20 protein-coding genes are annotated in these 25,933 nt (G+C 46.2%); 9 read left to right on the top strand and 11 right to left on the bottom strand.

What is annotated here, in order from left to right:
- Positions 1-2 precede the first annotated feature (2 nt).
- On the top strand, positions 3-1,031 hold the full coding sequence (locus tag F0U83_RS10580) for an LLM class flavin-dependent oxidoreductase (protein WP_138987570.1): 1,029 nt from the start codon (positions 3-5) through the stop codon (positions 1,029-1,031).
- Positions 1,032-1,065: 34 nt separating this feature from the next.
- Here F0U83_RS10580 and ccoG read toward each other — a convergent pair whose 3' ends face one another.
- Positions 1,066-2,421 (bottom strand): cytochrome c oxidase accessory protein CcoG, encoded by a 1,356-nt coding sequence (gene ccoG / locus F0U83_RS10575; protein ID WP_138987571.1) that lies wholly within the window; start codon positions 2,419-2,421, stop codon positions 1,066-1,068.
- A gap of 144 nt (positions 2,422-2,565) precedes the next feature.
- Here ccoG and F0U83_RS10570 point away from each other — a divergent pair, with 144 nt between their 5' ends.
- Both F0U83_RS10570 and F0U83_RS10565 read left to right on the top strand, forming a co-directional pair.
- Positions 2,566-3,978 (top strand): aminotransferase-like domain-containing protein, encoded by a 1,413-nt coding sequence (locus F0U83_RS10570; protein ID WP_138987572.1) that lies wholly within the window; start codon positions 2,566-2,568, stop codon positions 3,976-3,978.
- A gap of 90 nt (positions 3,979-4,068) precedes the next feature.
- Positions 4,069-4,854, top strand: a complete 786-nt coding sequence (locus tag F0U83_RS10565) for a substrate-binding periplasmic protein (protein WP_170221808.1) — start codon at positions 4,069-4,071, stop codon at positions 4,852-4,854.
- Here the strand turns inward: F0U83_RS10565 and sfsA are convergent.
- Positions 4,851-5,627, bottom strand: coding sequence for a DNA/RNA nuclease SfsA (sfsA, locus tag F0U83_RS10560; RefSeq protein ID WP_420813329.1), 777 nt, complete (start codon positions 5,625-5,627; stop codon positions 4,851-4,853). The genes F0U83_RS10565 and sfsA overlap by 4 nt on opposite strands.
- A 98-nt stretch (positions 5,628-5,725) precedes the next feature.
- Here sfsA and mtnK point away from each other — a divergent pair, with 98 nt between their 5' ends.
- The 5 genes from mtnK (at position 5,726) to F0U83_RS10535 (ending at position 11,779) form a co-directional block, all read left to right on the top strand.
- On the top strand, positions 5,726-6,922 hold the full coding sequence (gene mtnK, locus F0U83_RS10555; RefSeq protein WP_138987574.1) for an S-methyl-5-thioribose kinase: 1,197 nt from the start codon (positions 5,726-5,728) through the stop codon (positions 6,920-6,922).
- A gap of 27 nt (positions 6,923-6,949) precedes the next feature.
- Complete coding sequence (locus tag F0U83_RS10550; protein ID WP_170221810.1) at positions 6,950-7,948, top strand: DUF2157 domain-containing protein; 999 nt, start codon at positions 6,950-6,952, stop codon at positions 7,946-7,948.
- Positions 7,945-9,567: a GDYXXLXY domain-containing protein gene (locus tag F0U83_RS10545; protein WP_138987576.1), complete on the top strand. Its 1,623-nt coding sequence runs from the start codon at positions 7,945-7,947 to the stop codon at positions 9,565-9,567. The genes F0U83_RS10550 and F0U83_RS10545 overlap by 4 nt, the downstream gene beginning before the upstream one ends.
- 104 nt (positions 9,568-9,671) lie before the next feature.
- Positions 9,672-10,040 carry a diacylglycerol kinase gene (locus F0U83_RS10540; RefSeq protein WP_138987577.1) on the top strand — a complete coding sequence of 123 codons (369 nt, stop codon included), beginning with the start codon at positions 9,672-9,674 and terminating at the stop codon, positions 10,038-10,040.
- Between the two features lie 140 nt (positions 10,041-10,180).
- A complete protein-coding gene (locus F0U83_RS10535) occupies positions 10,181-11,779 on the top strand; it encodes an NAD(P)/FAD-dependent oxidoreductase (protein WP_138987578.1) in 1,599 nt (532 codons plus the stop codon).
- A gap of 28 nt (positions 11,780-11,807) precedes the next feature.
- On the opposite strand, the gene F0U83_RS10530 is transcribed toward F0U83_RS10535, so the two are convergent.
- From F0U83_RS10530 to F0U83_RS10490, 9 genes are all read right to left on the bottom strand, one after another.
- On the bottom strand, positions 11,808-14,447 hold the full coding sequence (locus F0U83_RS10530; RefSeq protein ID WP_138987579.1) for a nitrate reductase: 2,640 nt from the start codon (positions 14,445-14,447) through the stop codon (positions 11,808-11,810).
- Between the two features lie 301 nt (positions 14,448-14,748).
- Positions 14,749-15,087, bottom strand: coding sequence for a nitrite reductase small subunit NirD (gene nirD, locus F0U83_RS10525; RefSeq protein WP_211343660.1), 339 nt, complete (start codon positions 15,085-15,087; stop codon positions 14,749-14,751).
- A gap of 13 nt (positions 15,088-15,100) precedes the next feature.
- Positions 15,101-17,653: a nitrite reductase large subunit NirB gene (nirB, locus tag F0U83_RS10520; RefSeq protein ID WP_138987580.1), complete on the bottom strand. Its 2,553-nt coding sequence runs from the start codon at positions 17,651-17,653 to the stop codon at positions 15,101-15,103.
- Positions 17,650-18,972 carry an NAD(P)/FAD-dependent oxidoreductase gene (locus tag F0U83_RS10515; RefSeq protein WP_138987581.1) on the bottom strand — a complete coding sequence of 441 codons (1,323 nt, stop codon included), beginning with the start codon at positions 18,970-18,972 and terminating at the stop codon, positions 17,650-17,652. Before F0U83_RS10515 ends, nirB begins: the two co-directional genes overlap by 4 nt.
- Complete coding sequence (locus tag F0U83_RS10510) at positions 18,947-19,732, bottom strand: ABC transporter ATP-binding protein (protein ID WP_138987582.1); 786 nt, start codon at positions 19,730-19,732, stop codon at positions 18,947-18,949. Before F0U83_RS10510 ends, F0U83_RS10515 begins: the two co-directional genes overlap by 26 nt.
- A 32-nt stretch (positions 19,733-19,764) precedes the next feature.
- On the bottom strand, positions 19,765-20,688 hold the full coding sequence (locus F0U83_RS10505) for an ABC transporter permease (protein ID WP_246077763.1): 924 nt from the start codon (positions 20,686-20,688) through the stop codon (positions 19,765-19,767).
- A 129-nt stretch (positions 20,689-20,817) separates the two neighbouring features.
- Complete coding sequence (locus F0U83_RS10500; protein ID WP_246077765.1) at positions 20,818-22,167, bottom strand: CmpA/NrtA family ABC transporter substrate-binding protein; 1,350 nt, start codon at positions 22,165-22,167, stop codon at positions 20,818-20,820.
- A gap of 293 nt (positions 22,168-22,460) precedes the next feature.
- A complete protein-coding gene (locus F0U83_RS10495) occupies positions 22,461-23,600 on the bottom strand; it encodes a CmpA/NrtA family ABC transporter substrate-binding protein (RefSeq protein ID WP_138987584.1) in 1,140 nt (379 codons plus the stop codon).
- Complete coding sequence (locus F0U83_RS10490) at positions 23,597-24,181, bottom strand: ANTAR domain-containing response regulator (RefSeq protein WP_138987585.1); 585 nt, start codon at positions 24,179-24,181, stop codon at positions 23,597-23,599. The genes F0U83_RS10495 and F0U83_RS10490 overlap by 4 nt, the downstream gene beginning before the upstream one ends.
- Before the next feature lie 153 nt (positions 24,182-24,334).
- On the opposite strand from F0U83_RS10490, the gene gltX reads away from it, so the two are divergent.
- A complete protein-coding gene (gene gltX / locus F0U83_RS10485; RefSeq protein ID WP_138987586.1) occupies positions 24,335-25,822 on the top strand; it encodes a glutamate--tRNA ligase in 1,488 nt (495 codons plus the stop codon).
- Positions 25,823-25,933: the final 111 nt, after the last annotated feature.

The following is a 25,933-nucleotide window of genomic DNA, read 5'->3' as shown; positions in this document are numbered from 1 at the left end:
TTATGACATATCAACTTACCGTTGTGGATCAGTCCCCAGTACAGTTGGGAACAGCTGGAGCGGACCAAGCCCCAACATTATCTGCACAATTAGCGAAAGCCTGTGATCAGTGGGGCTATCAGCGTTACTGGTTGGCAGAGCACCATAATAGCAATAGTTTTGCTGGCCCGTGCCCGGAAGTATTGATTAGTCACATAGCGTCCATAACCAAGGAGATTCGTGTGGGGAGCGGTGGTGTGATGCTGGCTAACCACAACCCTTACAAAGTAGCCGAGCAATTTCGCATGCTCGAAACCTTATTTCCTGGGCGCATTGATTTAGGCATTGGTCGGGCACCCGGAGGCGATGGCGTAGCAAGTCAGGCACTTGCGTACCCTTACCGGCCAGATAATGGGCAGCGTTATGCAGAGCAAACCCAGCTACTTTGTGGTTTCTTAAGAGACGGTTTTGCTGATAGTCACGCTTTTAGCGATTTAAAAGTGATGCCGGATGATCAACCATGTCCTGAATTATGGATGTTAGGTACCAGTGGTGGCAGTGCCGCCTTTGCAGGTCAGATGGGAATGAAAATGTCATTAGGGCTTTTTATCAGCCCGGGCGATCAAACCGTTGCCATTATGCGTGAGTATCAGCGAGCCTTTCGCGAGTCTGGGCATGCTGGCGAGCCCCAAACCATGATTACTGTCTCCGCTCTGTGTGCGCCAACCCGAGAAGAAGCGCTCTACTTAGCGGCTCCGCAGGCGCTTTGGAAAGTGATGGCGTTTCGCCACGGTGTCAGGAATCCTTGGCTGAGTCCGGAGGAGGCGCTCAATCAACTAAAGACCTTGCCACTGTCCGATCAGCGCTATTTTGACGAACTCATTAATTCGGTATTACTGGGCTCGCCTGATGAGTGTGCTGAGCAATTAGCAGCCCTAACTCAATACTGGGGTACTAACGAGATCGGGTTGGTCACCGTTACCCATGATTATGAATCACGTAAACGTAGTTATGAGTTAATGGCCCAAGCTGCCGGTATCATCGACGTTTAACGTTAGAGCAGCCCCGCAGGGCTGCTTTTTAACATCAACGGTTTCGGGTAATAAAGCGGGTTTCTTTTGTTGCGGTTAAGCCCGCACCAGAAAAAGTAAACTTAATCGGTGTTCCTGAGGCAACTTTATGCTCAGTACATACTTGATAAGGAATCCAATACCCATAATGCTCTTTAGAAAGTACAGATAACCCCTCTAAACGAATATTAGAAATACCTGCCGCAGTAACTGTAAGACGCTGAATTGATGAATGAAACGGCTCAGCTTTAATGAGGTAACGATTACAAACTGTATCATCATCCGGCTGATGGAATAGCGCACCGCGATCTCGGCGTATTTCTATTAGGATATCGGTTTTTTGCGTTAGTCCAAATACAGTGGCACCTGTTGCTATGATCAATATTAATAAATACCCAAGCAGGCGGGGCCGCCAAATAGGGCTGTTTTGTTTATTGAGTAGCGCATCAGAGGTAAAGCGAATCAATCCGCGAGGCCGCTTTAATTTATCCATCACTTGGTCGCAGGCATCAATACACGCCCCACAGTCAATACAGGCAGCTTGCAGACCGTGTCGGATATCAATGCCTGTTGGGCATACTTGAACGCAGAGGTTACAGTCCACGCAGTCCCCCGTTGTACCATCGCTACAGCGTAGGTGGCCGCGGGGTTCACCGCGTTGACGGTCATAACTAACGGTGCGGGTATGATCGTCAAACATTACGCCTTGAAATCGAGAATAGGGGCATGCATGTAAGCAAATTTTCTCCCTGACTAAGCCAGCATTGGCATAGGTCAGGGCTGCCATGATCGTGATCCAGCCTACAACAGATTGGCTTGCACTCAAATTTAACAGGGCTTCGAAAAGCTCACGAATTGGGATGAAATAGCCAGTAAAAGTGATGGCGGTTAACAGAGATACGCTAATCCATAGACTATGTTTTGCGATACGCCGTACCAGCTTGCCACCTGTCATCGGTTGGCTGTCTTGCTTTGCTCTGAGGCTGGCACGTCCTTCTGTCCAGTTTTCTATGCGGATGAACACCCATGTCCAGATACTTTGTGGGCACGCAAACCCACACCAAACTCGCCCCCAAGCAACTGCCATAAAGAACAGCAAGCTCGCACCCGCGATCATGACACCCGCTAAGAGCGGAAGATCATGCCAAGAGAGTGAGTTACCAAAAAGATGAATACTGCGCTGGCTAAAGTCGAAAAGTAGCCAGGGCTTATCGCCGACTTGTATCCACACTAGGGCAAAATAGGCAAAAAGTAGTGGCCAACTGATAAGCCTTCGGAGTTGTTGAAAGCGCCCTTCCGTTAAACGGACATGTATTTTTTCGTCCTTTGAAAATGGCATAACCTCAATCTGTTCTACAGGAATCTGTTGCATTAGGCACCACGTTGACACGTTACGTTTTATTGAGGGTGAAGCCTAAATAAGAACAATGAATAGGAACAGGTATAAAAAAATATTATAAAATAGGTACAGATTGTTTTTTGGGCCAACGGGTATCCATACCTACAGGAAAAGACTATGGGAAGTGAATATCGATACCGACAATTAGAAGCGTGGCTGATTGAAGGGATCCAAAAAAAGCGCTGGGGTAAAGGTGACCGACTACCTTCCATTCGCTCACTTTGTGAAACCAAAGCCTTATCAAAAGCTACGGTGCTTCATGCTTACCAACGATTGGAAGCAAGTGGTTTAATCGAAGCGCGTCCAAAATCAGGCTACTTTGTGTGTGGTAGCCGTATCGAAAGGCCGTTACCTGAAAGCCGGCCGCCTATATCAGCGCCTTTACCCGTATCGGTGAGTGATGTCGTCATGGACGTTATGGCGCGAGGTGCTGCTTTTGACCTGCTTCCAGAACGCCATCAGCGTGAAGAGAATAGCCATGCCGTTCAGTTACTCAACCGGCATATCGGGAGAGCCCTTCGCTCACAAAGAGGGGCCGCTCACCAATACTATGATGGACCTGCTGGACATATCGAGCTACGGGCATTGATTGCTCAGCGTTATAGACGCTTGAGCTGTGAGCTAACTACTGAAGACCTGTGTATTACGGCAGGGTGCCAACAAGCCTTATTTCTTGCGCTGATGGCAACGTGTCAAATCGGAGATACCGTTGCAGTCGAATCCCCAGGTTTTTATGGCGTGTTTCAATTGCTGGAACAGCTAGGTTTGAAAGCGTTAGAAATACCAAGTTCTGCGGTAGATGGCTTGCAAACCCAGGTGTTAGCTGAGGCGTTAACGCGCTGGAAAATTAAAGCATGCGTAGTGACGCCAGCGTTCGCTACGCCTTGTGGTGCAACGTTAACGCACTCCGCGAGAGAAGAACTGATCCATCTGGCGAATACGTATGACTTTGCAGTGATCGAAGATGATATTTATGGTGATCTGGGATTCTTTGTTCGTCCTGAGCCCTTAAAAGCATTGGATACAGAAGATCGGGTCATTTTATGCAGCTCTTTATCAAAAAATCTGTCTAGGGATATTCGCATAGGCTGGATAGCTGCAGCCCGCTGGCATGATAAAGTGAAGCATCTCAAACTGGTTACGATGCTAGCCAGTAGTCGGTTTGTCCAGCAGGGTGTGGTCAGTTTTTTTAAAGATGGTGCATATGATGCACATCTGCGAAAACAGCGGGAAGTGCTGCGCTATAACTGTGATCAATTAGTTAACTATCTCAATGAGCAGTGGCCGTCGGATATAAAGCTATCGGTTCCTGAAGGTGGTCTAGCACTATGGCTACAATTGCCTGATCACCTGAATACGCTGGCTCACTATAATGAGGCACTCAGAGAAGGCATGGTCATTACACCAGGGGCGTTATTTTCGGCAGCCGATAATTACCATCATTGTATCCGTTTAAGTTTTGCTCACCCGATAACCCAAGCTAGAGAAGCTGCTTTATTCCGCTTAGGTGAAATATTTTTTATGAAATAACCTATGTCGATTTTTTGGTCTAAACTTGAGTTGTATAGTCAACTAAACATCCTATGCGTGCTGTTAGGATCCGGGCTTGGTAGGTGCACCATGAATCTTAAAAATTACTTGAACTTTTTCGTAAAGCGCTTGATACCGCTGCTGTTTTTTAGCTCAGCCGTTATCGGAGCAGAGTCTATAACTTTATATACCTATCACAAAACGCCCCCGTTTATTACAGGCGCAAACAACGGTTTAACCTATGATCTGGCAAAATACCTGACTGAAAAAAGTGGTGGGGCTTATCAGTTTGATGTTGAGGTCATGCCCAGAAAGCGACTGGATCAATTAATGGTTGATACTGATATGGTTATCCCTTGGGTAACACCGGCGTGGTTTGGTCCAGGGGCTGCAGAAAAATATCAGTGGACAAAGCCGATACTTGAAGACGGCAGCATCTACGTTTGGAGACCAGAAGCTAACAGAACGTTTTCTACGCCAGATGAGCTTAAAGGTGCGCGTTTAGGCGGGATTTTGGGGTATCGATATATCAATATTGACCCAATGGTGGCGTCGGGTGAGATATCGCGGGTTGATACCCAAGACGAATCGCAACTGTTAGAGATGTTACTTTTGGATAGGTTTGATGTCGGTATAGCGCCGCTTTCGGCAAGTCGTTATCTAATGAAGTCAAACCAGTGGACAGAGAAACTGTCTTTCTCTTTGCATCACGGGTTTCTACGCAGTTTTTTATTAAAAACAGATGATCAACAGCTAAATGATTTCATACAAATACATGCCAAAGAGATGGGTAGTGACTCGCAATGGGCAGAGATTCTAGGCAATTACGGGTTATCTCCAAAACACCCGATGTCGAGTGTGTCTGACGCGAACTAATGATCAATCGTTTTATTCATGGAAAACGGTATGGGGTTATTTATGTGGATGTGTGTATCGGAAATATCTGCACCATAGGCCAGTACTTCAACCCCGTGGTTAATCGCTTCCTCTAGTGTGTCTGTATAGATCGGGTCAATGCACCGATTGGGTGTAACCGCCGATATGCCTGTATGGGCTACATTAAAAAAGAGTACGGCACGCGCGCCCTGTGATTTCATCTCCATGAGTTCGCGAAGGTGTTTGGTGCCACGGGTAGTTACTGCATCTGGGAAGCTGCCTAGATTATTCTCCTCAAGCAGAGTGACATTTTTGACTTCTACATAGCAGTCGGGTTTGCCATCGGCCGATAGCAGAATATCAATCCGACTGTTCTCTTGGCCATACTTACATTCTGTTTTTAGGGTTTCATAATGCGCTAGTTCAGGAATATCTCCCGCGAGAATCGCTTCTTTGACAAGATGATTGGCGCGTCCTGTATTGATACAAGCCAAGTAGCGGGACTCGACCTCGACTAATTCCCATGTGTAGCGCAGTTTTCGCTTGGGATTATTTGCATCATAAACCCAAACCCGACTACCCGGATCGCAGCAGTTCTTCATTGATCCTGTGTTAGGACAATGTGCGGTAATCACTTCGCCACTGGCTAGTTCGATATCGGCCAAAAATCGCTTATAGCGTTTGATCAACGTGCCTTGAATAAGCGATGGAGTATAGCGCATCAGTGGTGTCTCGGTTGGGTATAGATGTAGGGCAGCCTGCCATATATCCATTCAAAACACAGCCCGAAATAAAAGTGATTACAGCATCGGCGGTTTTTCTGGCAAACTTGGGCCATTGTATGCAGTTTAATGGTAGGAATAAAAGCGTTATGACAACAGCAAAGTTTGCCAATGATGCCGAAGTAATCGAATTTGCCCGTACGAATACTCCCTATTTTACGTCAGGTGAGGCGCCCAGTGTTGAAGAGATCGGTGATGGGAATATCAACTTTGTTTATCGAGTCAAGGATAGTAAAGACAGCGTTATTGTAAAACAGGCACTACCTTATGTGCGTATTATTGGTGAAGGTTGGCCGCTTTCTCTGGATCGCATACGCATAGAAGCATCAACACTTAAAACAGAGGGTCAGTGGGCAGAGGCCTACGTCCCTAAAGTGTATTGCTTTGATGAGCAACAATCTGCCGTCATTATGGAAGATATTGGTGATCATGATAACTTGCGTCATGCATTGATCGCGAGAAAACCGCTGCCGGCGTTAGGACGACATCTGGGAGAGTTTTTGGCAGAAACCTTATTCCACACGTCTGATTTTTATTTGGATACTTATCAGAAGAAAGCAGCTGTTAGCAGCAACATCAATCCTGATCTTTGCAAAATTACCGAAGAGCTCTTCTTTTGGGACCCTTTCTGCGATCACGAGCGTAACGCGATCAATCCGGCAGTGCGCCCTGTCGCCGAAGCGATTTGGCAAGATGAGGTACTCAAGATCGAAGCGGCTAAGCTCAAATATCATTTTATGACCGATGCTCAGGCGCTCTTACATGGAGATCTTCATTCAGGTTCTGTCTTTGTTACCGAAACGAGTACCAAAGTAATCGATCCTGAGTTCGCATTTTATGGGCCGATGAGTTTTGATATTGGATCTGTGATTGGCAATCTGTTACTGAACTTTGCAGGCCAGATTGGTTTAGAAGGTGATACCGAAGAGAAGCGCGCATATCAAATGTATCTGCTGGATACGATTGAGGCACTGTGGCACACCTTTGAAGCGAATTTCCTCGAAAATGTAAAATCCAAGTGTCAGGACCCTGTATTCAACGCGCCAGGCTTTGCACAGGCATTTATTGGTCATGTTTGGCATGAAAGTTTGGGTTATGCAGGTACGGAGATTATCCGAAGAACCATAGGTCTTGCGCACGTTGCTGATCTGGACTCCATCGAAGATGAGCAAATCAGATCGGTATCAGAAGGACTAGCATTAAGCGTTGGCGTTACCTTAATTAAACAGCGCCACGAAATACGCTCACCGCAGGTTTTACGGGCTGTTATACAAGCAGCCGAATAACCTACAAACAGATCAGGGAGAAGGATATTGGAATCGCGCAGGCAGGTCCTGAACTGGCACCAACAAGGAAAGCTAAAAGGAGAGTTAGACTCCTCACTCCATACCATTAGGCATAGTGGTGAAGTTTGGTATCGCTTTATTAGCCAGTTTCTCCTTTTTACTGGAGCCTTAGGGGCGGCTGCAGGTGTGATTTTTTTCTTTGCGTTTAATTGGGAAGCGATGGGGCGTTTGCTCAAGTTCGCACTCTTAGAAAGCGCTATGGTATTGGCTGTGTTGTTATATAGCCGCCTTAATAGCCGTAGACGCTCTTCATCCGTTACAGTGTTGGGCATGGCGTTGTTGACCGGCGCTTTGCTGGCATTAACCGGACAAACCTATCAAACCGGAGCCGACCCTTGGGAGCTCTTTGCAGTCTGGGCTGCGATGATAACCCCATGGGTGATAATGGCGCAAAGCTCCTCTTTATGGCTACTTTGGGTCAGCTTAGTGAATTTATCATTGCTACTTTATCTAAGTACTTTTAGAGGTTTGTTGGGGTTTTTGTTTCGAGAAGAAGAGTGGCTGTGGCTGTTTAGCAGCTTGAATACTTTGATTATGTTGGGGTTAGAGTGGATATCTAGGCCGACCATCGCAGATAAGGGAGTACCTTATCTTGCAAACAGAATCGCAGCGCAATTGGCGACTCTATTAGCGGGTTGCTCCGTTACTTGGCTGGCAATTTGGTCAATATTAGATGATGTAGGCAGTCTAGGGCTGTTTGTTTGGATTGTTTGGATGGCTGGGTGCTTTTACCTTTACCGCTATTTGATGAAAGACCTTGTCATTCTGTCAGGTTGGGTACTGAGTGGCATTATTATCGCCAGTTGTTTGCTGGGAAAACTCTTTGAAGGTGCCTTGGATGAAGGCATCTTTCTTCTGATTAGTTTTGTCATTATCGGTTTATCGACAGCCGGTGGACTTTGGCTAAAGCGTTTGGCGACAGAGTCGGAAGCAGGGGGAGAAGCTGCTCAGGAGACTTCATCATGAATGAAGCGAGAAAGCAGTTATGGGCAGAGCTATCACAACAGCAATTGACGCATGGTGATATACCAGCTTTAGAAACCGAATATGTGCCTTGGTATATTGCGCTCATGCAAGGGTTTGCTGGCTGGATTGCTGCACTGTTTATGCTTGGTTTTATAGGCTCGATCTTTGGCTGGCTGTTTCGGTTTGATAATGAAGTATCACTCATCTCGGTTGGCTTGATCTGCTGCACGGGAGCTTACTTACTCTTTCGAACGCGCACCGGCAGCGTATTTTTTGGTCAAGTAGGGTTAGCCGTCAGCCTATGTGGGCAGATGATGGTGGCTTGGGGGTTATTTGACTGGCTACCGATAAGAGATGCTTTGCCGTTCTTTCTGCTAGCTGTTTTTCAGATTTTACTAACCCTTGTGATGCCAAACTTTATACACCGATTGCTTACGGGCTGGTTTGCACTCATTGCATTCTTTTGGGGGCTGGATCTGCTTGGGCTCTTTGGGTTAGGGGCTGCCATATGTAGCGTATTGTTTGTGTTGGTTTGGATAAATGATAGGTCATGGAAAGGGTTTCAACCCGTTTGGGAGCCGGTTGGTTATAGCTTGGCGTTGGCTTTGGTGCAGTTTAATGGGCATTTGATTCTTGGAAACCCGTTGCTTGATGGGTTTCATGAACAATCAGATTCTATATGGTGGCACTTATCTCCGTGGTCGGCTATGGCCATGGTAGGTTTATCAACGATCTTGTTATTACAGGACATTATTAAGCAATATGGCGTGCCTTTATCGAGCCTTATCGGACGCTTGATACTGATCGGCGGTGTTTTGATCTTTATCTCTGGGCAGATATCGACGGGTGTCAGCAGTGCGTTATTAATCTTGTTGGTGGGGTTTGCTTACCAGCGGCAAGTCTTGACGGCGCTTGGTTTGGTTGCACTACTCTCCTTTGTTTCTTGGTACTACTACAACTTGGCGACAACGCTCTTGATAAAGTCGTTTATCCTTATGGGGACGGGTGTTGCTTTATTGCTAATACGTTTAGGCGTTCGTTATGTTTTGAACAAAAAACACGTTGCTAATGCTGCTACACCCCATGACGGCTTAGGTGAAACGCTGTTTAATTTCGCACCCATGAACCGACTCAAATGGGCGGTTGTTGCAATGATGCTGCTGATCCTAGCCGCTGTGAATATCACGATCTTTAAGAAAGAAAATCTTCTGGCAACGGGTGAAACGGTATTACTTGAGTTGGCTCCGGTTGATCCGCGTTCTTTGATGCAGGGCGACTATATGCGCTTACGTTTTGCTATCGAACGGGAGTTCCAGCAGGAAGTCCCTAAAGAGAATCATGATGGCCATGTGTTAGTCGATCTGGACAAAAACAGGGTGGGCCGGTTTGCTGGTATCTATCGTGGTGAGCCGTTAGCCACTCAGCAAGCCAAGCTTGAGTATCGAATGAGAGAAGGCGATATTAAATTTGCGACCAATGCTTTCTTCTTTCAAGAGGGGAAAGCGTCCGTTTATGAAGAGGCTAAATACGGTGAATTTGCAGTGTCAGACAATGGCGAACTTTTATTACACCGCTTAAGAGATGATGCATATCAGGTATTGGGTGAAAATCAGCCGTGACCCAGAATTATGTCAATCTAATGAAGAGTTTTAACATGACTGGTAACCCTGTCGGGAAGTCGCTAGAGTACTCAGCTGATTTTTAAGGAGAACATCAGTAGATCATGAGTAAAGTAACCGGCCCAGCACGCTTTTATTATGCGACGCTCTATTCCATCAAAGGCGTAAAAGCGGCTTTTCGGCATGAACCCGCTTTCCAATACGAAGTTTACGGATTTGCGATGTTGTTTCCGCTTTCCTTTTGGGTTGCGCAAACGGCGACTCAATGGGCTCTGCTCGTCGGTTGTTGCTTACTGGTGTTGACTCTAGAACTGCTGAACTCGGCTATTGAAGCGGTAGTCGATAGAGCCGGGACTGAGTTTAATGAGCTGGCAGGGCGGGCAAAAGACTTAGGTTCAGCCGCTGTTTTTTTTGGATTGATTATCACCGCGATGGTGTGGGGTGGCATTATCATCGATAATGGCGGATTGTAGCTGGGCACTACCAGTCATCGCCCAGCCCAAAATGCTATGACAAAAGACAGTATAGAGTTCCTACGACTTTACCGCAGAAAACAGGTAAAATGCGCGCCTTTACTATAACTAAGTAACTTTGCCCTGCGGAACTTCAGAATATGATACGTCTCTCAAACATCAAATTACCTTTAGATCATAGCGAAGATGACTTAAAACAAGCTGTCTTAGCGATGTTATCTATAAAGCCCGAGCAGCTGGTGGATATTCATGTACACCGCCGAGGGTATGATGCACGGAAAAAGACAAACATCTTTTTGATCTATACCCTAGATGTTGAGACCACAAATAATGAGGCGTTGCTCGACCAGTTTGCTGATAGCCAGCTGATTAAAGCCACGCCCGATATGGCCTATAAGTTTGTAGCGCAAGCGCCAGAAGGCCTGACGGAACGGCCTATTGTTATAGGGTTCGGGCCCTGTGGGTTGTTAATGGGGCTCGTACTGGCACAAATGGGTTATAAGCCTATTATTCTGGAGCGTGGTAAAGAGGTACGCCAGCGTACTAAAGACACGTTTGGCTTCTGGCGCCAGAAAGTATTGAACACCGAATCCAACGTGCAGTTTGGTGAGGGTGGGGCCGGTACGTTCTCGGATGGCAAACTTTACACCCAAGTCAAAGATCCAAACCACTACAGTCGTAAGGTATTAGAAGAGTTTGTCGCGGCGGGTGCGCCAGAAGAGATTATGTTTGTCAGTAAGCCTCACATTGGTACTTTCCGCTTGGTCTCCATGGTTGAGAAGATGCGCGCGAAAATTATCGAGATGGGTGGTGAAATTCGCTTTGAGTCGCGAGTCGATGATCTGCATATCGAGGATGGTCAGATCACTGGCCTCACGCTATCCAATGGTGAGCAGCTACACTCCCGGCATATTGCGCTAGCGGTAGGGCATAGTGCAAGGGATACCTTCCAGATGCTTTTTGAAAAACAGGTGTATATGGAAGCGAAGCCTTTCTCGATAGGTTTCCGTATTGAGCACCAACAATCCGCCATTGATGAAGCACGTTTTGGCCCTAATGCTGGCCATCCTATTTTGGGTGCGGCGGATTATAAGCTGGTTCATCATTGTAAAAATGGTCGCTCTGTATACAGTTTCTGTATGTGCCCAGGTGGTACGGTTGTGGCTGCAACCTCAGAGGAGAAACGTGTTGTCACCAATGGCATGAGCCAATACTCCCGAAGCGAGCGAAATGCTAATAGTGCGATCGTCGTGGGTATCGACCCTAACGATTATCCGGGTGGCCCACTGGCCGGTATCGATTTTCAACGAGAGTTGGAAAGTAATGCCTACCTATTAGGTGGCGAGAATTATGACGCCCCTGCCCAACGTGTGGGTGACTTCTTAAAAGGGCAACCTTCTGATGCACTGGGTGTCGTCGAACCCTCATTTAAGCCGGGTATTAAATTAACAGACTTATCGAAGGCTTTACCTGACTTCTGTATCGAAGCGATTCGTGAGGCAATACCGGCATTTAACCGAAAAATCAAAGGGTTTGCTTTAGAAGATGCTTTACTGACCGGCGTGGAAACCCGCACTTCGTCCCCTCTGAATATCAAACGTGGCGATGACTATCAGAGCATAAACGTACGTGGTTTATACCCTGCCGGTGAAGGTGCAGGCTATGCCGGTGGCATTATGTCAGCTGCGATTGATGGCATTCGTGTTGCCGAAGCCATCGCCTTGGATATGAAGCCCTAAATATCTGATTAGATTAAGATTCTTGCATCTATGCCTGATGAAGATTAATCAGTGATTTCAATTCTGGGACGCAGGAGCCACACTGCGTTCCGCATTTTAATAGTTCTCCTAGTGTATCAATGTCGCAGGCATTGCCATTTGCTAGTGTGTTGATGATTGTGTTTTCGCCTACTTGGTGACAGGAGCAAACAATCTTACCACATGCTTGAGTGCTATCTTGTGGGACCCCTGTAAGTAGCAGATGGCGAGATAACAGAGGTATTGTTTTCCCCATTTGAGACAACAACCATGGTTGGTCTATGGATGGCATATTGATAGCGGAAAAAAGCAGAACAGTGAGTTGCTTATCAATAAAGCCGGCAGCGTGTAGGAAATTTTCGTTAGAGTCCGTGATAGATACCCAGTCTTTAATACGCGGGTAGTATGCTTTTAATCCACTGAGTGTAAAGGTTTTCCCCTCACTCATTAACTCCCAAAGTGTACAGTGTTCGTATGGAATTCGATGCCATTCGACATAGCTAGGAGGTGAAAATGGCAGACTGCTTATCAATACCCCTTGTGAACGTGGGTTCAGAGATTTTGCTTCTACAGGACTATGCTTAAATTCGGGTTGCCCTGATAGAGCATCCCTAATGGGGCGAACCAAGCTATTTGCCTTACCATGGCTGGAAAAAAAGTCGCTCCAATGCATAGGTATAAATACAGAATCTTGGCGCACACTCCGAGTGATCGTTGCTTTAGCAATATATTTTGAAACCGGAGTTTGAAGAGACACCCAACTGTTCTCTTGAATGTTAAAAGCATTGGCTGTAGCGGGGTGTATTTCAACGAAAGGAACAGAAGTATGAGCCAGCAAACGAGAGGTCTTACCCGTTCGAGTCATGGTGTGCCACTGATCACGAATCCTGCCGGTATTGAGAATCAGCTCATTGTGTGTAGCAGGGTATGCGGGAAGTTTAGGTTGAATAGGAATAAGGTTAGCTTTTCTATCTGCTGTAAAAAACACCCCATCTTCGAAGAAACGGGCTCTACCCTTTGGATAAGCTGAGTTAATCGGCCATTGAATAGGAGGCATATTGTCATAGGCTTGGTCGCTCATTAGCGATAATTCTGAAATATCAAAGTCTCGGTTGCCTGAGTTTCTCAAAGCGGACAACTGTGCATGTTCGCGAAAAATATCTGCGCTGGTTTTATAGCTAAAAGCCTCGTTAAATCCCATTTCTTTAGCGATATCACAAATGATCTGCCAGTCGTGGCGAGCTTCCCCTGGAGGCGTAAGAAAGCTTCGTTGGCGCGAAATGGTGCGCTCGGAGTTAGTAACGGTGCCACTTTTCTCCCCCCATGTTGTTGCGGGTAGACAGACATCCGCGTATTTAAGAGTATCGCTAGACAGTGACACATCCTGAACGATAACCAGATCGCACTGGGTTAATGCTTCACGAATACTCTCTGAATCCGGCATGGATACCAGTGGGTTGGTCGCAATAATCCAGATAGCCTTGATCTTGCCTTGAGCTACTGCTTCAAACATATCCACTGCTTTTAGCCCTTCCTGTTGGGCCATGGATGTCGCATGCCAAAACTGCCCAACTTGATCAATATCTTGCGGATTGCTAAATGTCATATGGGCTGCTAGTTGATTAGCAAGTCCGCCGACTTCTCGTCCTCCCATGGCATTGGGTTGGCCCGTGATAGAAAAGGGTGCTGCGCCCACTTTACCGATTTTGCCTGTTATAAGATGGCAGTTGATGATGGCGTTACCTTTATCGACGCCACTAGATGACTGATTAATACCTTGTGAAAAAAGAGTGACTGTGCGCTCTGTTTCAGCAAACCATTGGTAAAACATAGACACGAGATCGTCTTCAAGATCACATATATGGGAGGTATCAGATAAAGTCTGGTGAGATACTTGCTTCAATAGATCCTCATAGCCATTGCAGTGTGAATTGATATAGTTATGATCGATATAGCCGTGCTCAATAAGGTATTGTGCCAAGCCATTATAAAGATAAGCATCAGTACCCGGACGCAAAGCTAAATGCAAATCTGCGATATCACAGCTGGCTGTCTGACGAGGGTCTATCACAACGATTTTCATATGAGGTCGAGCTTGTTTGGCCGCGCTTAAACGCTGATATAAAATAGGGTGTGCCCAAGCAAGATTGGAACCGGTAAGGACTACTAAATCTGCATGTTCAATATCCTCATAACAGGCTGGTACGGTATCACTACCAAAAGCGCGTTTATGGGCAACAACCGCTGATGCCATACAAAGCCTGGAATTTGTGTCGATATTAGCTGTGCCGATAAAGCCTTTCATGAGCTTGTTAGCGACGTAATAATCTTCTGTTAAAATTTGACCAGAGACGTACATAGCGATGGCTTCTGGACCATGTTGCTCAATGACCTGACTTAATTGCTCGGCTATATAGTGTGTTGCACGATCCCAGCTTACTCTTTCGTTTTTAATCGTAGGGTGGAGTATTCGGTCTTGATAGCCGACCGTTTCATGTAAGGAAGCCCCTTTGACGCACAGACTACCTTTGTTCGCAGGATGATCTTTTGAGCCGCTGACGGCAATTAATTGGTTGTTTTCAACCTTAGCATCGACGCCGCAACCCACTCCGCAATATGGGCAAGTTGTTTTAATTATCTGTGTTGTCATGGACTTTTCCCCAAAAAAAAAAGCGCCACCTGAAATCAAGATTCCAAAGTGGCGCCATTGCCATTGCTCCTCAAAGCAGAGACCACAATCTCAGCTCATAATATCTAATGCATGAGGTGTGCCACTTTACTATAAGGGTCTTTTAGCTTCTCACAGTAGTGAAATAGGGCTTAAGCAAGAAATAATTAAATAAAGAGCCAAAGAACAGTGTTTGATTGTGGTGCACAATTGATTGATGTGCACTATTTCGGGAGCGGTAAAAACCTGCAGCCGCTTGCTATTTGGATGCAGGTTGTTTTTATCAGAGAGCCTGAATCATGACTCTATTGTCTACTAATTGAGCTTTCCATGTAGGCAGGCTCACTTTCTCATCCTCTAAACACTCTCCTGTTTCCAGATAGAAGCGCTGCTTGTAGAGCGGAGAAGCCACATAAAGACGACCTTCTTTTGAACCAATGAGGCCTCTTGATAGGATGTTGGCTTGTCCAAAAGGATCGTACTGACTTAGGGCGTAAACTTTTGTTTCGGCAGGGATGTAGAAAAGGGCCACTTGCTTTTCATCAATTAAAGCACAGACGCCGCTATCTTCTACTAAGTCAGATACATCACAAATGTCTAACCAATTAATATCATTCGTCATACTATTCACCAAATTAACCGACTAGTTTAATGAGATCTGATGCTTCAGAAGGTTTCTCTTCTGTGCGAGCAGGCCGGATTTGTCCGCGCTCTTCTACGAATACAATATTGTCATCTGCAGCGTCGCTGTTAACGAAGGTGCGAAAGCGCTTTAATGCGTGCTCATCTTCTATTGTGCGTTTCCACTCACATTCGTAACGATCGACAATCATCGCCATCTGATTTTCAAGGGTTTCTGCAAGCCCTAGTTGATCGTCTATCACTACTTTTCTTAGATAGTCGAGCCCGCCTTCGAGATTTTCCATCCAAACGGAGGTTCGCTGTAAGCGCTTTCCTGTTTTTATATAAAACATGAGAAATCGATCGATGTAGCGAATTAAGGTTTCTTTGTCTAAATCAGTTGCGAATAGATCACCGTGGCGTGGTTTCATACCGCCGTTACCACAGAGGTAGAGATTCCAACCGTTTTCCGTTGCAATAATACCAACATCTTTGCTTTGGGCTTCTGCGCACTCACGTGTACAGCCCGATACAGCAAATTTTATTTTGTGAGGAGCACGTAAACCTTTATAGCGGTTTTCCAGCGCTATCGCTAAACCTGTACTGTCATCGACACCATAGCGGCACCAAGTTCTACCAACACAGGATTTCACTGTTCTCAAAGATTTTCCATAAGCGTGTCCCGTTTCCATACCTGCATCGATTAAAACTTTCCAAATCTTAGGCAGCTCATCCAGTGTTGCCCCAAATAGATCAACCCTCTGCCCGCCGGTGATTTTGGTATATAAATTGTAATCTTTGGCCACTTGACCAATGGCGATGAGCTGATCTGGTGTGATCTCACCGCCTGGGACTCTAGGTACTATGGAGTATGTGCCATCTTTTTGCATATTAGCGAGGAACGTATCGTTAGTGTCCTGCAAACCTACATGGGGCTTATCCAGAACATATTCGTTCCAGCAGGATGCTAGCAATGAGCCGACAAGTGGCTTACATATTTCGCAGCCATGTCCACCATTGCCATGCGTACGCATTAAATCATTAAAGGTCTTGATCTCTTCTACTCGGATGATGTTGTAAAGATCCTCACGAGTATACGAGAAGTGTTCGCAAATATCGGTACTGACTTCTATACCACGGGCTGACAGTTCATGATTGACTAGATCGGTCAATAATTGCACACAGCCGCCGCACCCTGTGGCGGCTTTAGTATCCGCTTTAACGTCTCCGACAGTCTGTGAGCCTTGTGTAATGGAACCGCATACAGCGCCTTTTGTGACGTCGTGACATGAACAAATTTGTGCTGTATCGGGTAAAGCGCTAACTCCCAAGCCTGTTTGGGCATCATCACCGCCAAAGTTAGGAACGATTAATACTTCAGGGTTGGCAGGCAGATCAATTCCGTTAAGCGCATATTGAAGCAAGGTGCCGTAGTCATTGGCTTCACCGACAAGAATCGCGCCGAGAAGCTTGCTCCCAGACTCAGAAACGACAAGTTTCTTATAGACTTCATTGACTTCATCATTATAAATGTAGCATTTCGAGTGTTTTGTGTGAGCATGCGCATCGCCGATGCTAGCGACATCTACACCCATTAATTTGAGCTTAGTGCTCATATCCGCACCGAGGAACTGACTATCTTCACCAATGAGTTGGGATACAACCACTTTAGCCATCGCATAACCTGGGGCAACCAGTCCGTAAATACGTCCGTTCCAAAGGGCGCACTCGCCAATAGCATAGATGTTTTCATCTGATGTTTGGCAGTTGTTATCTATAACAATCCCGCCGCGTTCACCGACTTCAATATCACATTGACGCGCTAAATTATCCCGAGGCCGAATGCCCGCAGAGAAAAGAATAACATCGGTTTCTAAGACTTCGCCGTCGGCAAATTCCATACGATGAAGTGCACCTTCGCCATCAATTATCTGTAGCGTGTTTTTGCCCGTATGTACTTTAACGCCGAGCTTTTCTATCTTGTGTCGTAGTAGCTGTCCACCCCCTTCATCGAGTTGAACTGCCATTAGGCGAGGTGCAAACTCGACAACATGGGTTTCTAACCCTAGGTCTTTGAGTGCTTTTGCCGCTTCAAGCCCTAATAAGCCCCCTCCAACGACAACACCAATCTTTCCTTTTTCAGCTGCAGCCTTTATTGCTTCTAAGTCTTCAATCGTGCGATAAACCAAACAGTTTTCCCGTTCATGTCCCGGAACCGGAGGAACGAAAGGATAAGAACCAGTGGCTAGAACTAACTTGTCAAAATATAAGATAGTGCCTTTATTGGTGTAGACACGTTGATCGTCACGATCAATGCTTGTCACTGTTTCACCAACTAATACATTTAGCCCCCAGCTCTGGTAGGTTTCAATATCGCCCATCGCAAGATCTTCTGCGGTTGCTCCCGTGAAATAACTACTTAGATAGACTCTGTCGTAAGCTAAGCGCGGTTCTTCGCAAAACACGGTAACATTGAACTGATCAATTTGACCTGAATCGGCAAGGCTTTGTAAAAACTGATGGCCGACCATGCCGTTACCAATCACAATGAGATTTTTCTTCTTCATAAAGTCGCTCCTGTCAGATCATTTTCTGACCCAAGGTGTGCAGATTCGGCAATTGCAGAATGGGTTGTAAGATCCCCAAGTAGCAGGGGAGGCAACAAGTGGGGTATTGGCTGTTGGCTGTCTAGAAGTTCAAAGTAGGTATTACCTCCCTGAACATCACCAAACAGCACGATGCCGACCAAGCGTTGGTTGCGTAGAATGAACTTTCGATAGATATGGCTGGCGGTATCTTGGATTAGAATGACTTGATCATCGGTTTTTTCTGAAATGTCGCCAGCCGAAAACAGATCAATTCCTGATACTTTTAACTTAGTTGGAGAAGGTCGTTGCACATAAGGTGATTGACGCGAGTAGATTAATCTATCTGCAAGGATTTCGACTTGATCCCATATCGGAGCAACTAAGCCGAACGTTGTATTTTTATGTTCGATGCATTCCCCCAGTGCACTGATATTGGCGTCACTGGTTAAGAGGTTATCATCGACTTTAATGCCGCGATTGCAGGCTAAAGATACCTGACGAGCCAAGGTGATTTCTGGCGTTATACCCGTTGCGATGATCACCAGATCGACTGAGAGCGTAAGACCGCTCTTTAGTGTAGCGGTTTTAACCGCTTCACTCCCTTCAAAAGAGGCTACCTCGTCATTGAGTATTGAGTTAACACCGAGCGCCTCCATCGATGTTTGTAACAATGCACCCGCAGCGGAGTCTAGCTGGCGATTAAGCAAATGAGACGAGCGGTGTATGACCGTTGTGTGGACGCCCTGTAGTGCAAGCCCATAAGCGGCTTCAAGCCCCAAAAGTCCGCCTCCAATAACGAGCGCCTTTTTCGCTTTATGGACTACTTGGAGAATACCCTCTACGTCTTTAAGAGTACGAAAAGCAAAAATGTTTTTCAGGTGTTGGCCTGATGCTGGAATCTTAGCGGGGCGAGAACCTGTGGCAAAAACCAGATGGTCGTAACAGAGCTCAGTCCCGACATCAGTTGTCAGAGATTTTCGATCAGTATTGACATGGATGACTTTCTCGCCAGAGTAGAGCGTGATCCTATTGGCCTCATACCAAGCGAGTGAATTTAAAATGAGTGCTTCTTGAGTAATCTCACCCGCCAGTAATGGAGACAGCATAATACGGTTGTAGTTGGGTGTGTTTTCTTCTCCTATAACGGAAATGTGATAGTGCTCTGCATCACGTTTAATTAATGCTTCAAGGAGCTTCCCGCACGCCATCCCGCAGCCAATGATGACTAAATGCGGTTTCTTTAGGTTTGTATGGATAGGGCTATTCATAGGATTATGCTGCTTTACAATGTTTCTCATAGAGGAAACTCAACACTTCGTGGCGGTAATGGTTGTACTCAGGATCATCAGCGAGCTGTATCCGATTCCTTGGGCGTTCTAACCCAATATCCAAAATTTCACCGACGGTAGCAGCGGGGCCATTGGTCATCATGACAATACGGTCAGAGAGTAGAACTGCCTCATCCACATCATGAGTGATCATAATGACGGTGTTATTCAGGTCGTTTTGTATGTCCATCAGAGAGTCTTGAAGGTGAGCACGAGTCAGAGCATCCAAAGCACCAAAGGGTTCATCCATCAGCAACACCGTTGGTTCCATTGATAAGGCTCGCGCGATGCCTACACGTTGTTTCATGCCGCCAGATATTTCATCAGGGCGCTTGTCCAAAGCATGGCTCATATGGACAAGTTCAAGGTTATGGAGAATCCATTCGCGCATCTCCGCTTTAGATTTTTTCCCTTTAAAAACTTGTTTAACTGCAAGCTCTACGTTTTGATAAACGGTTAGCCAGGGTAATAATGAATGGTTCTGAAATACCACGGCTCTTTCTGGGCCGGGCTCAAATACTTCTTTCCCATCAAGAACAACACCACCGCGAGTTGCCTGGTAAAGACCAGCAACGATATTCAGAACGGTTGATTTACCGCAACCCGAGTGTCCGATTAAAGAAATGAACTCACCTTCTTTAATCTTCAAATTAACGCTATCCAAAGCCTTGAATGGTCCATTTGGCGTTGGGAACTCGATAGATACATCGGAAATGTCTAAATGAATCATGATGTTTCTCCAGTAAATTTTTACGATGTTTCTTAACGTAATGCTGATGATTTATCCCAGGAAACCTTGCGCTGAATAACCAGCATCAGACGATCCAATAGGAAGCCGATAAAACCGATAGCAAGTACCGCTACCATGATGCGACCCAACGAATCAGAGCTTCCGTTCTGAAACTCATCCCAAACGAATTTTCCCAAGCCAGGGTTTTGCGCAAGCATTTCTGCCGCAATCAATACCATCCATGCGATGCCCAGCGATAAGCGAAGGCCTGTAAATACGGCAGGTATAGACGCGGGAATCACAATCTTAATAACGTGTGTTAGCCACCCAAGGCGCAACACCTGACTGACGTTCTGTAAATCCTTGCTGATACCTGATACACCAACGGCAGTGTTAATTAAGGTTGGCCACAAAGAGCAGAGGGACACTGTGAGTAGAGAGGTAATGAATGACTTGGCAAACATCGGGTCATCGGAGGTATAAACGGCACTGACGACCATGGTTACCAGTGGTAGCCAAGCTAAAGGAGATACGGGTTTGAATAGTTGGATCAATGGATTAATAGCTGAATATAATGTGCTGTTAAGACCAATCATGATCCCTAATGGAATGGCAATGACGGAGGCCAAAATAAAGCCTGCCATGACTGTAATTAGACTGGTTAATATCTGATCAAAAAAAGTGGGAGAGCCGGTATAAGGGCGAATTTTTATGGTAGCGTCTGGATTTTTTTCGAGTTTCTTAGCATTTCGTGCTTCCTGGCGCTGATAAAAAGCCTCCTCTTTTTGGCGTTCGGCTGTATGCTCTTCAATCAGTGTTAATGATTGCTGATACACCTGCGCGGGGCCAGGGAAGGTGCCCAATGAGGTATTGATATTTTGCGCACCAATATGCCACACAAAAAGGAACGCCAATAACCCGATCAGCGGAACCCCCGTGTGCTTTAGAATCAGCATGAGCTGATCTCCAGGGCGATCACCTTTAATTATCTGTATAAAGGGGGTAAGCCAGTTCATTTTAAGTAAGAGGGTGCTCATTGCTTGGCTCCTTATATGGCCCTCGTTTGAGAGGGCCAGGTACTGATATCACAGTGTTTCGTCGTTTTTTAGGCCGATTTTGAATTGCTTTAGATAGTCATTTGGTTGACGGCCGTCGTAGGTAATGCCGTCAATGAAATGCGTTTGTGGTTCTCGGAAACCTTCCTCAGTTGCAAAGTCAGGGAAGTCACTTGCGTCCATGACGCCATCGTCAATAAGGGATTGAGCTGCTTCTGCGTAGATATCTGGGCGATAGACTTTTTTCGCAATATCCATATACCAGCTGTCTGGCTTTTGATCAGGAATTTGTCCCCAGCGACGCATCTGAGTGAGATACCAAATAGCGTCTGAGTAGTAGGGGTAAGTGGCGTTGTAACGGAAGAACACGTTGAAGTCAGGGACATCTCGTTTGTCACCTTTCTCGTATTCAAAAGAACCGGTCATAGAATTGGCGATCACTTCATAATCTGCCCCCACATAATTAGGCTGAGATAAAATCTTTACAGCTTCTGGGCGGTTGGCGTTGTTGTTTTCGTCTAACCATTTGGCTGCACGAATCATCGCTTTTACAACGCGTTTGTGAGTGTTGGGATAATTTTCTGCCCATTTACTGGACACCCCAAATACTTTTTCAGGGTTGTTTTTCCAGATTTCATAGTCTGTCACGACAGGCACACCGATGCCTTTGAACACGGCTTGCTGGTTCCAAGGCTCACCCACGCAGTAACCATAGATAGTGCCGGCTTCTAGTGTGGCGGGCATTTGAGGGGGAGGTGTTACCGATAGCAGAGCATCGGCATCCAGTTTTCCTGACGTATCACCTTTATGAGGTGCATAATAGCCGGGCTTAATACCACCTGCCGCCAGCCAGTAACGAAGTTCATAGTTATGAGTAGATACCGGGAAGACCATCCCCATATTGAAGGGCTTACCTTCAGCTTTGTATTTTTCGACAACAGGTTTTAGGTAGTCTGCTTTGATTGGGTGGACCGGTTTACCATCGGCATCTTTTGGAATGTGAGGCTTCATCTGTTCCCATATTTCATTAGATACGGTGATTGCGTTACCGTTAAGGTCCATGCTGAACGCTGTAATGATGTGGGCCTGTGTTCCAAAGCCAATAGTTGCGCCCAGTGGTTGCCCTGCGAGCATATGGGCACCGTCAAGTTGCCCATCGATTACTCGGTCTAACAAAACTTTCCAATTGGCTTGGGCTTCTAATGTCACATACAGGCCTTCATCCTCGAAAAAACCTTTCTCGTAAGCGATAGCCAAGGGAGCCATATCGGTGAGTTTTATAAACCCGAATTTTAAATCTTCTTTTTCGGGCTCGCCGATACTTGCCTGTGCTACCGACAAGTTCAGCAATCCTGCCGCTGCCGCCGTACCAAAAGTCATTAATGTTTTACGTATTAAGCTACGGCGGCCAATCAGTGTATTTAATGTATTTTTGGACATAGGAAGTCCTCCCAGATATAAAAAAAGAAAGGCGCCCAGCTCGAGAGGGTGAGATCTCGACTGATGGCGCCTTTGCCTGAAAAACAATTTGTAGTGATAGTTTGGATAAGCAGGTAGTGTGCCAACCCGGTAAAGACTGGATTTTAAAAGGGCTTAGCGCGTTTGTAGTGAATATTAAGGATAAAAAAAGACGCTTGAATGCGCCTTTTTTGGTGCGTTGCACAAAAATAGTGCTAGCGAAAGCGCATATCAGGCGGCATTTCGATAGGTTCCTGAGTGCCGTTTATTACCCATGATTCCGAATGGATGCCTTCTGCTTTAGCATCTGCTGACGGAGTATTCAGTTTCATTAGCTCTGCTACCTTACGATAGACGCCTGTTAGATAGGTGTTTCCCGCTGAGGTCTCAGTATCGGGTAGCTGGTGTAAGTTACGAATATGTCGCGTGAACCAACTGGCTTGAGACAGCCACGGGAATGTTGCAGATGGAGGGCTGAAGCGGTGCTTTCCAAGCATCAGGTTTATATTCCCTAAATCAATATCCATATAATGGCTGTCATGGAGTAGCTGAAAACCTAAGCGTTTGTTTTTCTCATCATCCAACCATAAACACGCTTTAAGAATGGCTGAAATAAGCCGCTGATGTGTGTATGGATGATGGTTATGCCATTCTTTGGTAACACCGAGAACCTTATCGGGTGCATTCTCCCAAATTTGGTGGCCGCTCAATAGTTTATGCCCGACTTGGTGAATTTGAGCTATGCTGTTCCAAGGCTCCCCGGCACAGAAGAGATCAATCATCCCCCGTTCCATTGCATCAACCATTTGCGGTGGCGGAACGACGATCTGCCGGATCTTGTTCTCTGGATCAATATTGTAGTGGTTTAACCAATCTCTCAGTAAAAAGTGATGAGTTGAGTAGGTATGAACGGATGCTATGGTCAGTTCTGAGTCGGATGTTTTTAAGTATGACTTCAGAGCCGTAGCGGCCGATTCACTATTCATCGATAGATTTTGGGGGTTAAGCGCATCATAGAGTGGGTTAGATGCGGTAATGGCATTGCCGTTTTGCCCTAAACCTATAGCGGTTACCATAGGCTGTGATGCGCCTAGACCCATACCACTGGCAAGCACGATACCTGCGGGCATTTGAGCGGCATCTAATAGGCCGAACTTTACTTTATCTCTTATGCTTGCCCAAGAAGCCTCTCTAGAAAGGCTGACATCCAAACCTGCTTCAGCAAAGAAAGCGAGCTCTTTGGCAATAACCAAAGGGATGCAGTCCAGCAAAGGGATGAAACCGATTTTGAGCATAGGCTTTTCTGCCATGGGAAATGTCAGTGGAAGATGAACGCTTGAAAATGGGGTCGTCATGACATTAACTCCAACACAGAAATAATATTGCGGGCGATTTCGTACATCGGCTTTTGTTGATCCATTGCCATTTTGCGCATCGCTTTGAAGGCGTGATCTTCAGAACAGTTATTGTGTTTCATGATCAACCCTTTGGCTTTCTCAACGACTTTTCGATCTTCCAGTTCAGAGCGGGCATCGCTAAGCTCTTGTTTCAACGTCTGAAACTCTCTGAATCTAGCCGTGGCAACATCTAATATCGCGCGAATTCGATGGGCTTCGAGGCCATCAACGACATAAGCACTAACCCCCGACCGGATCGCTTTTTCTATAGTGGTTTGGTCACCTTTTTCAGCAAACATAACCACCGGACGAGGCGAGTGTTGATTTAACAATGCCATATTTTCTAGAACATCTCTGTCAGGCGATTCGAGGTCTATGATGATCATATCTGGCTTTAGTTGCTCAACATGTTCGGCAAGTTGGTCAGTTGAGTCGATACGAGCAAGCACCTGATATCCTTGGTCTATCAGCGCTTGTTCAAGCAAAGTTGCTCTGGATGCGTCTTCATCAATAACGAGAACGGAGACATGTATTTTCAATTGAGCTTCTCGTGCATAAGTAAAATCTTAGTTATGCAAAGCTTGAGCCAATTTATTGGTGAGCTAAACTTCCATGTTCAATAGCGGTGCTATACCTCTAAAGGTATAATGGCTGTTTAATTTCGTTCATACGTAAGCTTTGGCAGGAACATAATGACAGTACGTACTCGCGTTGCGCCTTCACCAACCGGCGATCCGCATGTAGGCACCGCCTATATTGCACTTTTCAATCTGGCCTTTGCGCGCCAACATGGCGGGCAGTTTATCTTGCGTATCGAGGATACCGACCAGACGCGTAGTACGTCAGAATCTGAACAAAAGATCCTCGACTCACTCCGTTGGTTAGGCCTTGAGTGGGATGAAGGCCCCGATGTCGGTGGCCCTCATGGCCCTTATCGCCAAAGTGAGCGCAAAGATATGTATGCCCAGTACGCTCATGAACTGGTCGAGAAAGGCTTCGCATTTCATTGTTATCGCACCTCTGAAGAGTTAGATGAGCTACGTGAAGCTCGTCGTGCAGCGGGCGGCCATACAGCACTAAAACAGAGTGATTTGGCGCTGCCCCCAGAAGAGGTAGAAAAGCGAAAAGCTGCCGGTGCGCCTTATGTTATTCGTATGGTTGTCCCAGAAGGTGAAGGTGTATGCGTGGTGGATGATTTACTACGTGGGCCTATCGAGCTGGAGTGGGGTATGGTCGATGCGCAGATCCTGCTGAAATCCGACGGTATGCCAACTTACCACTTAGCCAACGTCGTGGATGATCACCTCATGGAGATCACACATGTTATTCGTGGTGAAGAGTGGATCAACTCCGCACCCAAGCACAAACTACTGTATCAATACTTCGGCTGGGATATGCCAACGCTGTGCCATATGCCGCTATTGCGTAACCCCGATAAATCTAAACTATCCAAACGTAAGAACCCAACCAGCATTCTTTACTACCAGCGTATGGGTTACATGGCAGAAGCGCTGCTTAACTATTTGGGTCGCATGGGTTGGTCGATGCCTGATGAAAGCGAAAAATTCAGCCGTGACGAGATGTTCGCCAACTTTGATATACAGCGTGTATCACTGGGTGGGCCTGTGTTTGATCAGGAAAAACTGAGCTGGCTCAATGGCTTGTGGCTGCGTGAAAACTTAACCCATGAGCAGTTTGCGGCCAAATTCCAAGAGTGGGCGCTTAACCCCGAATACCTGATGCAGATCGTGCCGCTCATTCAACAGCGTGTTGAGAAATTCTCCGATGTTGCGCCTTTGGCGGGATTCTTTTTATCAGGGATGTTGCCGATTAAAGAATCAGACTTTGAGCACAAAAGTGTCACCCTAGAAGATGCCAAGCGTATCTTGCAGTTCAGTGTCTGGTTTTTGGACACCGAAAATAACTGGGATAAAGACCACTTATTTGCACAACTAAAGCAACTGTCAGAACAGATGGGCTACAAGCTACGTGACTTTTTGTTCCCGCTGTTTATCGCTATTGCAGGCACCAATCAGACCGTATCGGTGATGGACTCAATGTCGATATTAGGGCCAGATATGAGCCGTGCCAGATTGCGCCATGCGGTTAATCTGCTGGGTGGCCCATCCAAGAAAGAAGCTAAACGTTGGGAAAAAGAGTTTAAAGAGCTGACGCTTTAGCCCAATCGTACGACGCTTGAATACAAAACCTGTGCAAGCGCAGGTTTTGTTGTTTAATTGATACATAAATTCTGCCGTGTTCTCGTTTGTGAACTAGAATCAAACAAAACT

Origin of the sequence: Neptunomonas concharum (assembly GCF_008630635.1) — a bacterium.
Taxonomy (GTDB): domain Bacteria; phylum Pseudomonadota; class Gammaproteobacteria; order Pseudomonadales; family Balneatricaceae; genus Neptunomonas; species Neptunomonas concharum.
This window is presented reverse-complemented; position numbering and strand designations above follow the sequence as displayed.

What these genes read in the sequence shown, in the direction of transcription:
- nirB (WP_138987580.1), bottom strand. Translation starts at nt 17,653, where the DNA reads ATGAAGAAGAAAAATCTCATTGTGATTGGTAACGGCATGGTCGGCCAT.
- ccoG (WP_138987571.1), bottom strand. Translation starts at nt 2,421, where the DNA reads ATGCAACAGATTCCTGTAGAACAGATTGAGGTTATGCCATTTTCAAAG.
- F0U83_RS10570 (WP_138987572.1), top strand. Translation starts at nt 2,566, where the DNA reads ATGGGAAGTGAATATCGATACCGACAATTAGAAGCGTGGCTGATTGAA.
- F0U83_RS10495 (WP_138987584.1), bottom strand. Translation starts at nt 23,600, where the DNA reads ATGACGACCCCATTTTCAAGCGTTCATCTTCCACTGACATTTCCCATG.
- nirD (WP_211343660.1), bottom strand. Translation starts at nt 15,087, where the DNA reads ATGACGAATGATATTAATTGGTTAGACATTTGTGATGTATCTGACTTA.
- F0U83_RS10510 (WP_138987582.1), bottom strand. Translation starts at nt 19,732, where the DNA reads ATGATTCATTTAGACATTTCCGATGTATCTATCGAGTTCCCAACGCCA.
- F0U83_RS10545 (WP_138987576.1), top strand. Translation starts at nt 7,945, where the DNA reads ATGAATGAAGCGAGAAAGCAGTTATGGGCAGAGCTATCACAACAGCAA.
- F0U83_RS10515 (WP_138987581.1), bottom strand. Translation starts at nt 18,972, where the DNA reads ATGAGAAACATTGTAAAGCAGCATAATCCTATGAATAGCCCTATCCAT.
- F0U83_RS10505 (WP_246077763.1), bottom strand. Translation starts at nt 20,688, where the DNA reads ATGCTGATTCTAAAGCACACGGGGGTTCCGCTGATCGGGTTATTGGCG.
- F0U83_RS10580 (WP_138987570.1), top strand. Translation starts at nt 3, where the DNA reads ATGACATATCAACTTACCGTTGTGGATCAGTCCCCAGTACAGTTGGGA.
- F0U83_RS10500 (WP_246077765.1), bottom strand. Translation starts at nt 22,167, where the DNA reads ATGACTTTTGGTACGGCGGCAGCGGCAGGATTGCTGAACTTGTCGGTA.
- F0U83_RS10565 (WP_170221808.1), top strand. Translation starts at nt 4,069, where the DNA reads ATGAATCTTAAAAATTACTTGAACTTTTTCGTAAAGCGCTTGATACCG.
- gltX (WP_138987586.1), top strand. Translation starts at nt 24,335, where the DNA reads ATGACAGTACGTACTCGCGTTGCGCCTTCACCAACCGGCGATCCGCAT.
- F0U83_RS10530 (WP_138987579.1), bottom strand. Translation starts at nt 14,447, where the DNA reads ATGACAACACAGATAATTAAAACAACTTGCCCATATTGCGGAGTGGGT.
- F0U83_RS10535 (WP_138987578.1), top strand. Translation starts at nt 10,181, where the DNA reads ATGATACGTCTCTCAAACATCAAATTACCTTTAGATCATAGCGAAGAT.
- F0U83_RS10540 (WP_138987577.1), top strand. Translation starts at nt 9,672, where the DNA reads ATGAGTAAAGTAACCGGCCCAGCACGCTTTTATTATGCGACGCTCTAT.
- sfsA (WP_420813329.1), bottom strand. Translation starts at nt 5,627, where the DNA reads ATGGATATATGGCAGGCTGCCCTACATCTATACCCAACCGAGACACCA.
- mtnK (WP_138987574.1), top strand. Translation starts at nt 5,726, where the DNA reads ATGACAACAGCAAAGTTTGCCAATGATGCCGAAGTAATCGAATTTGCC.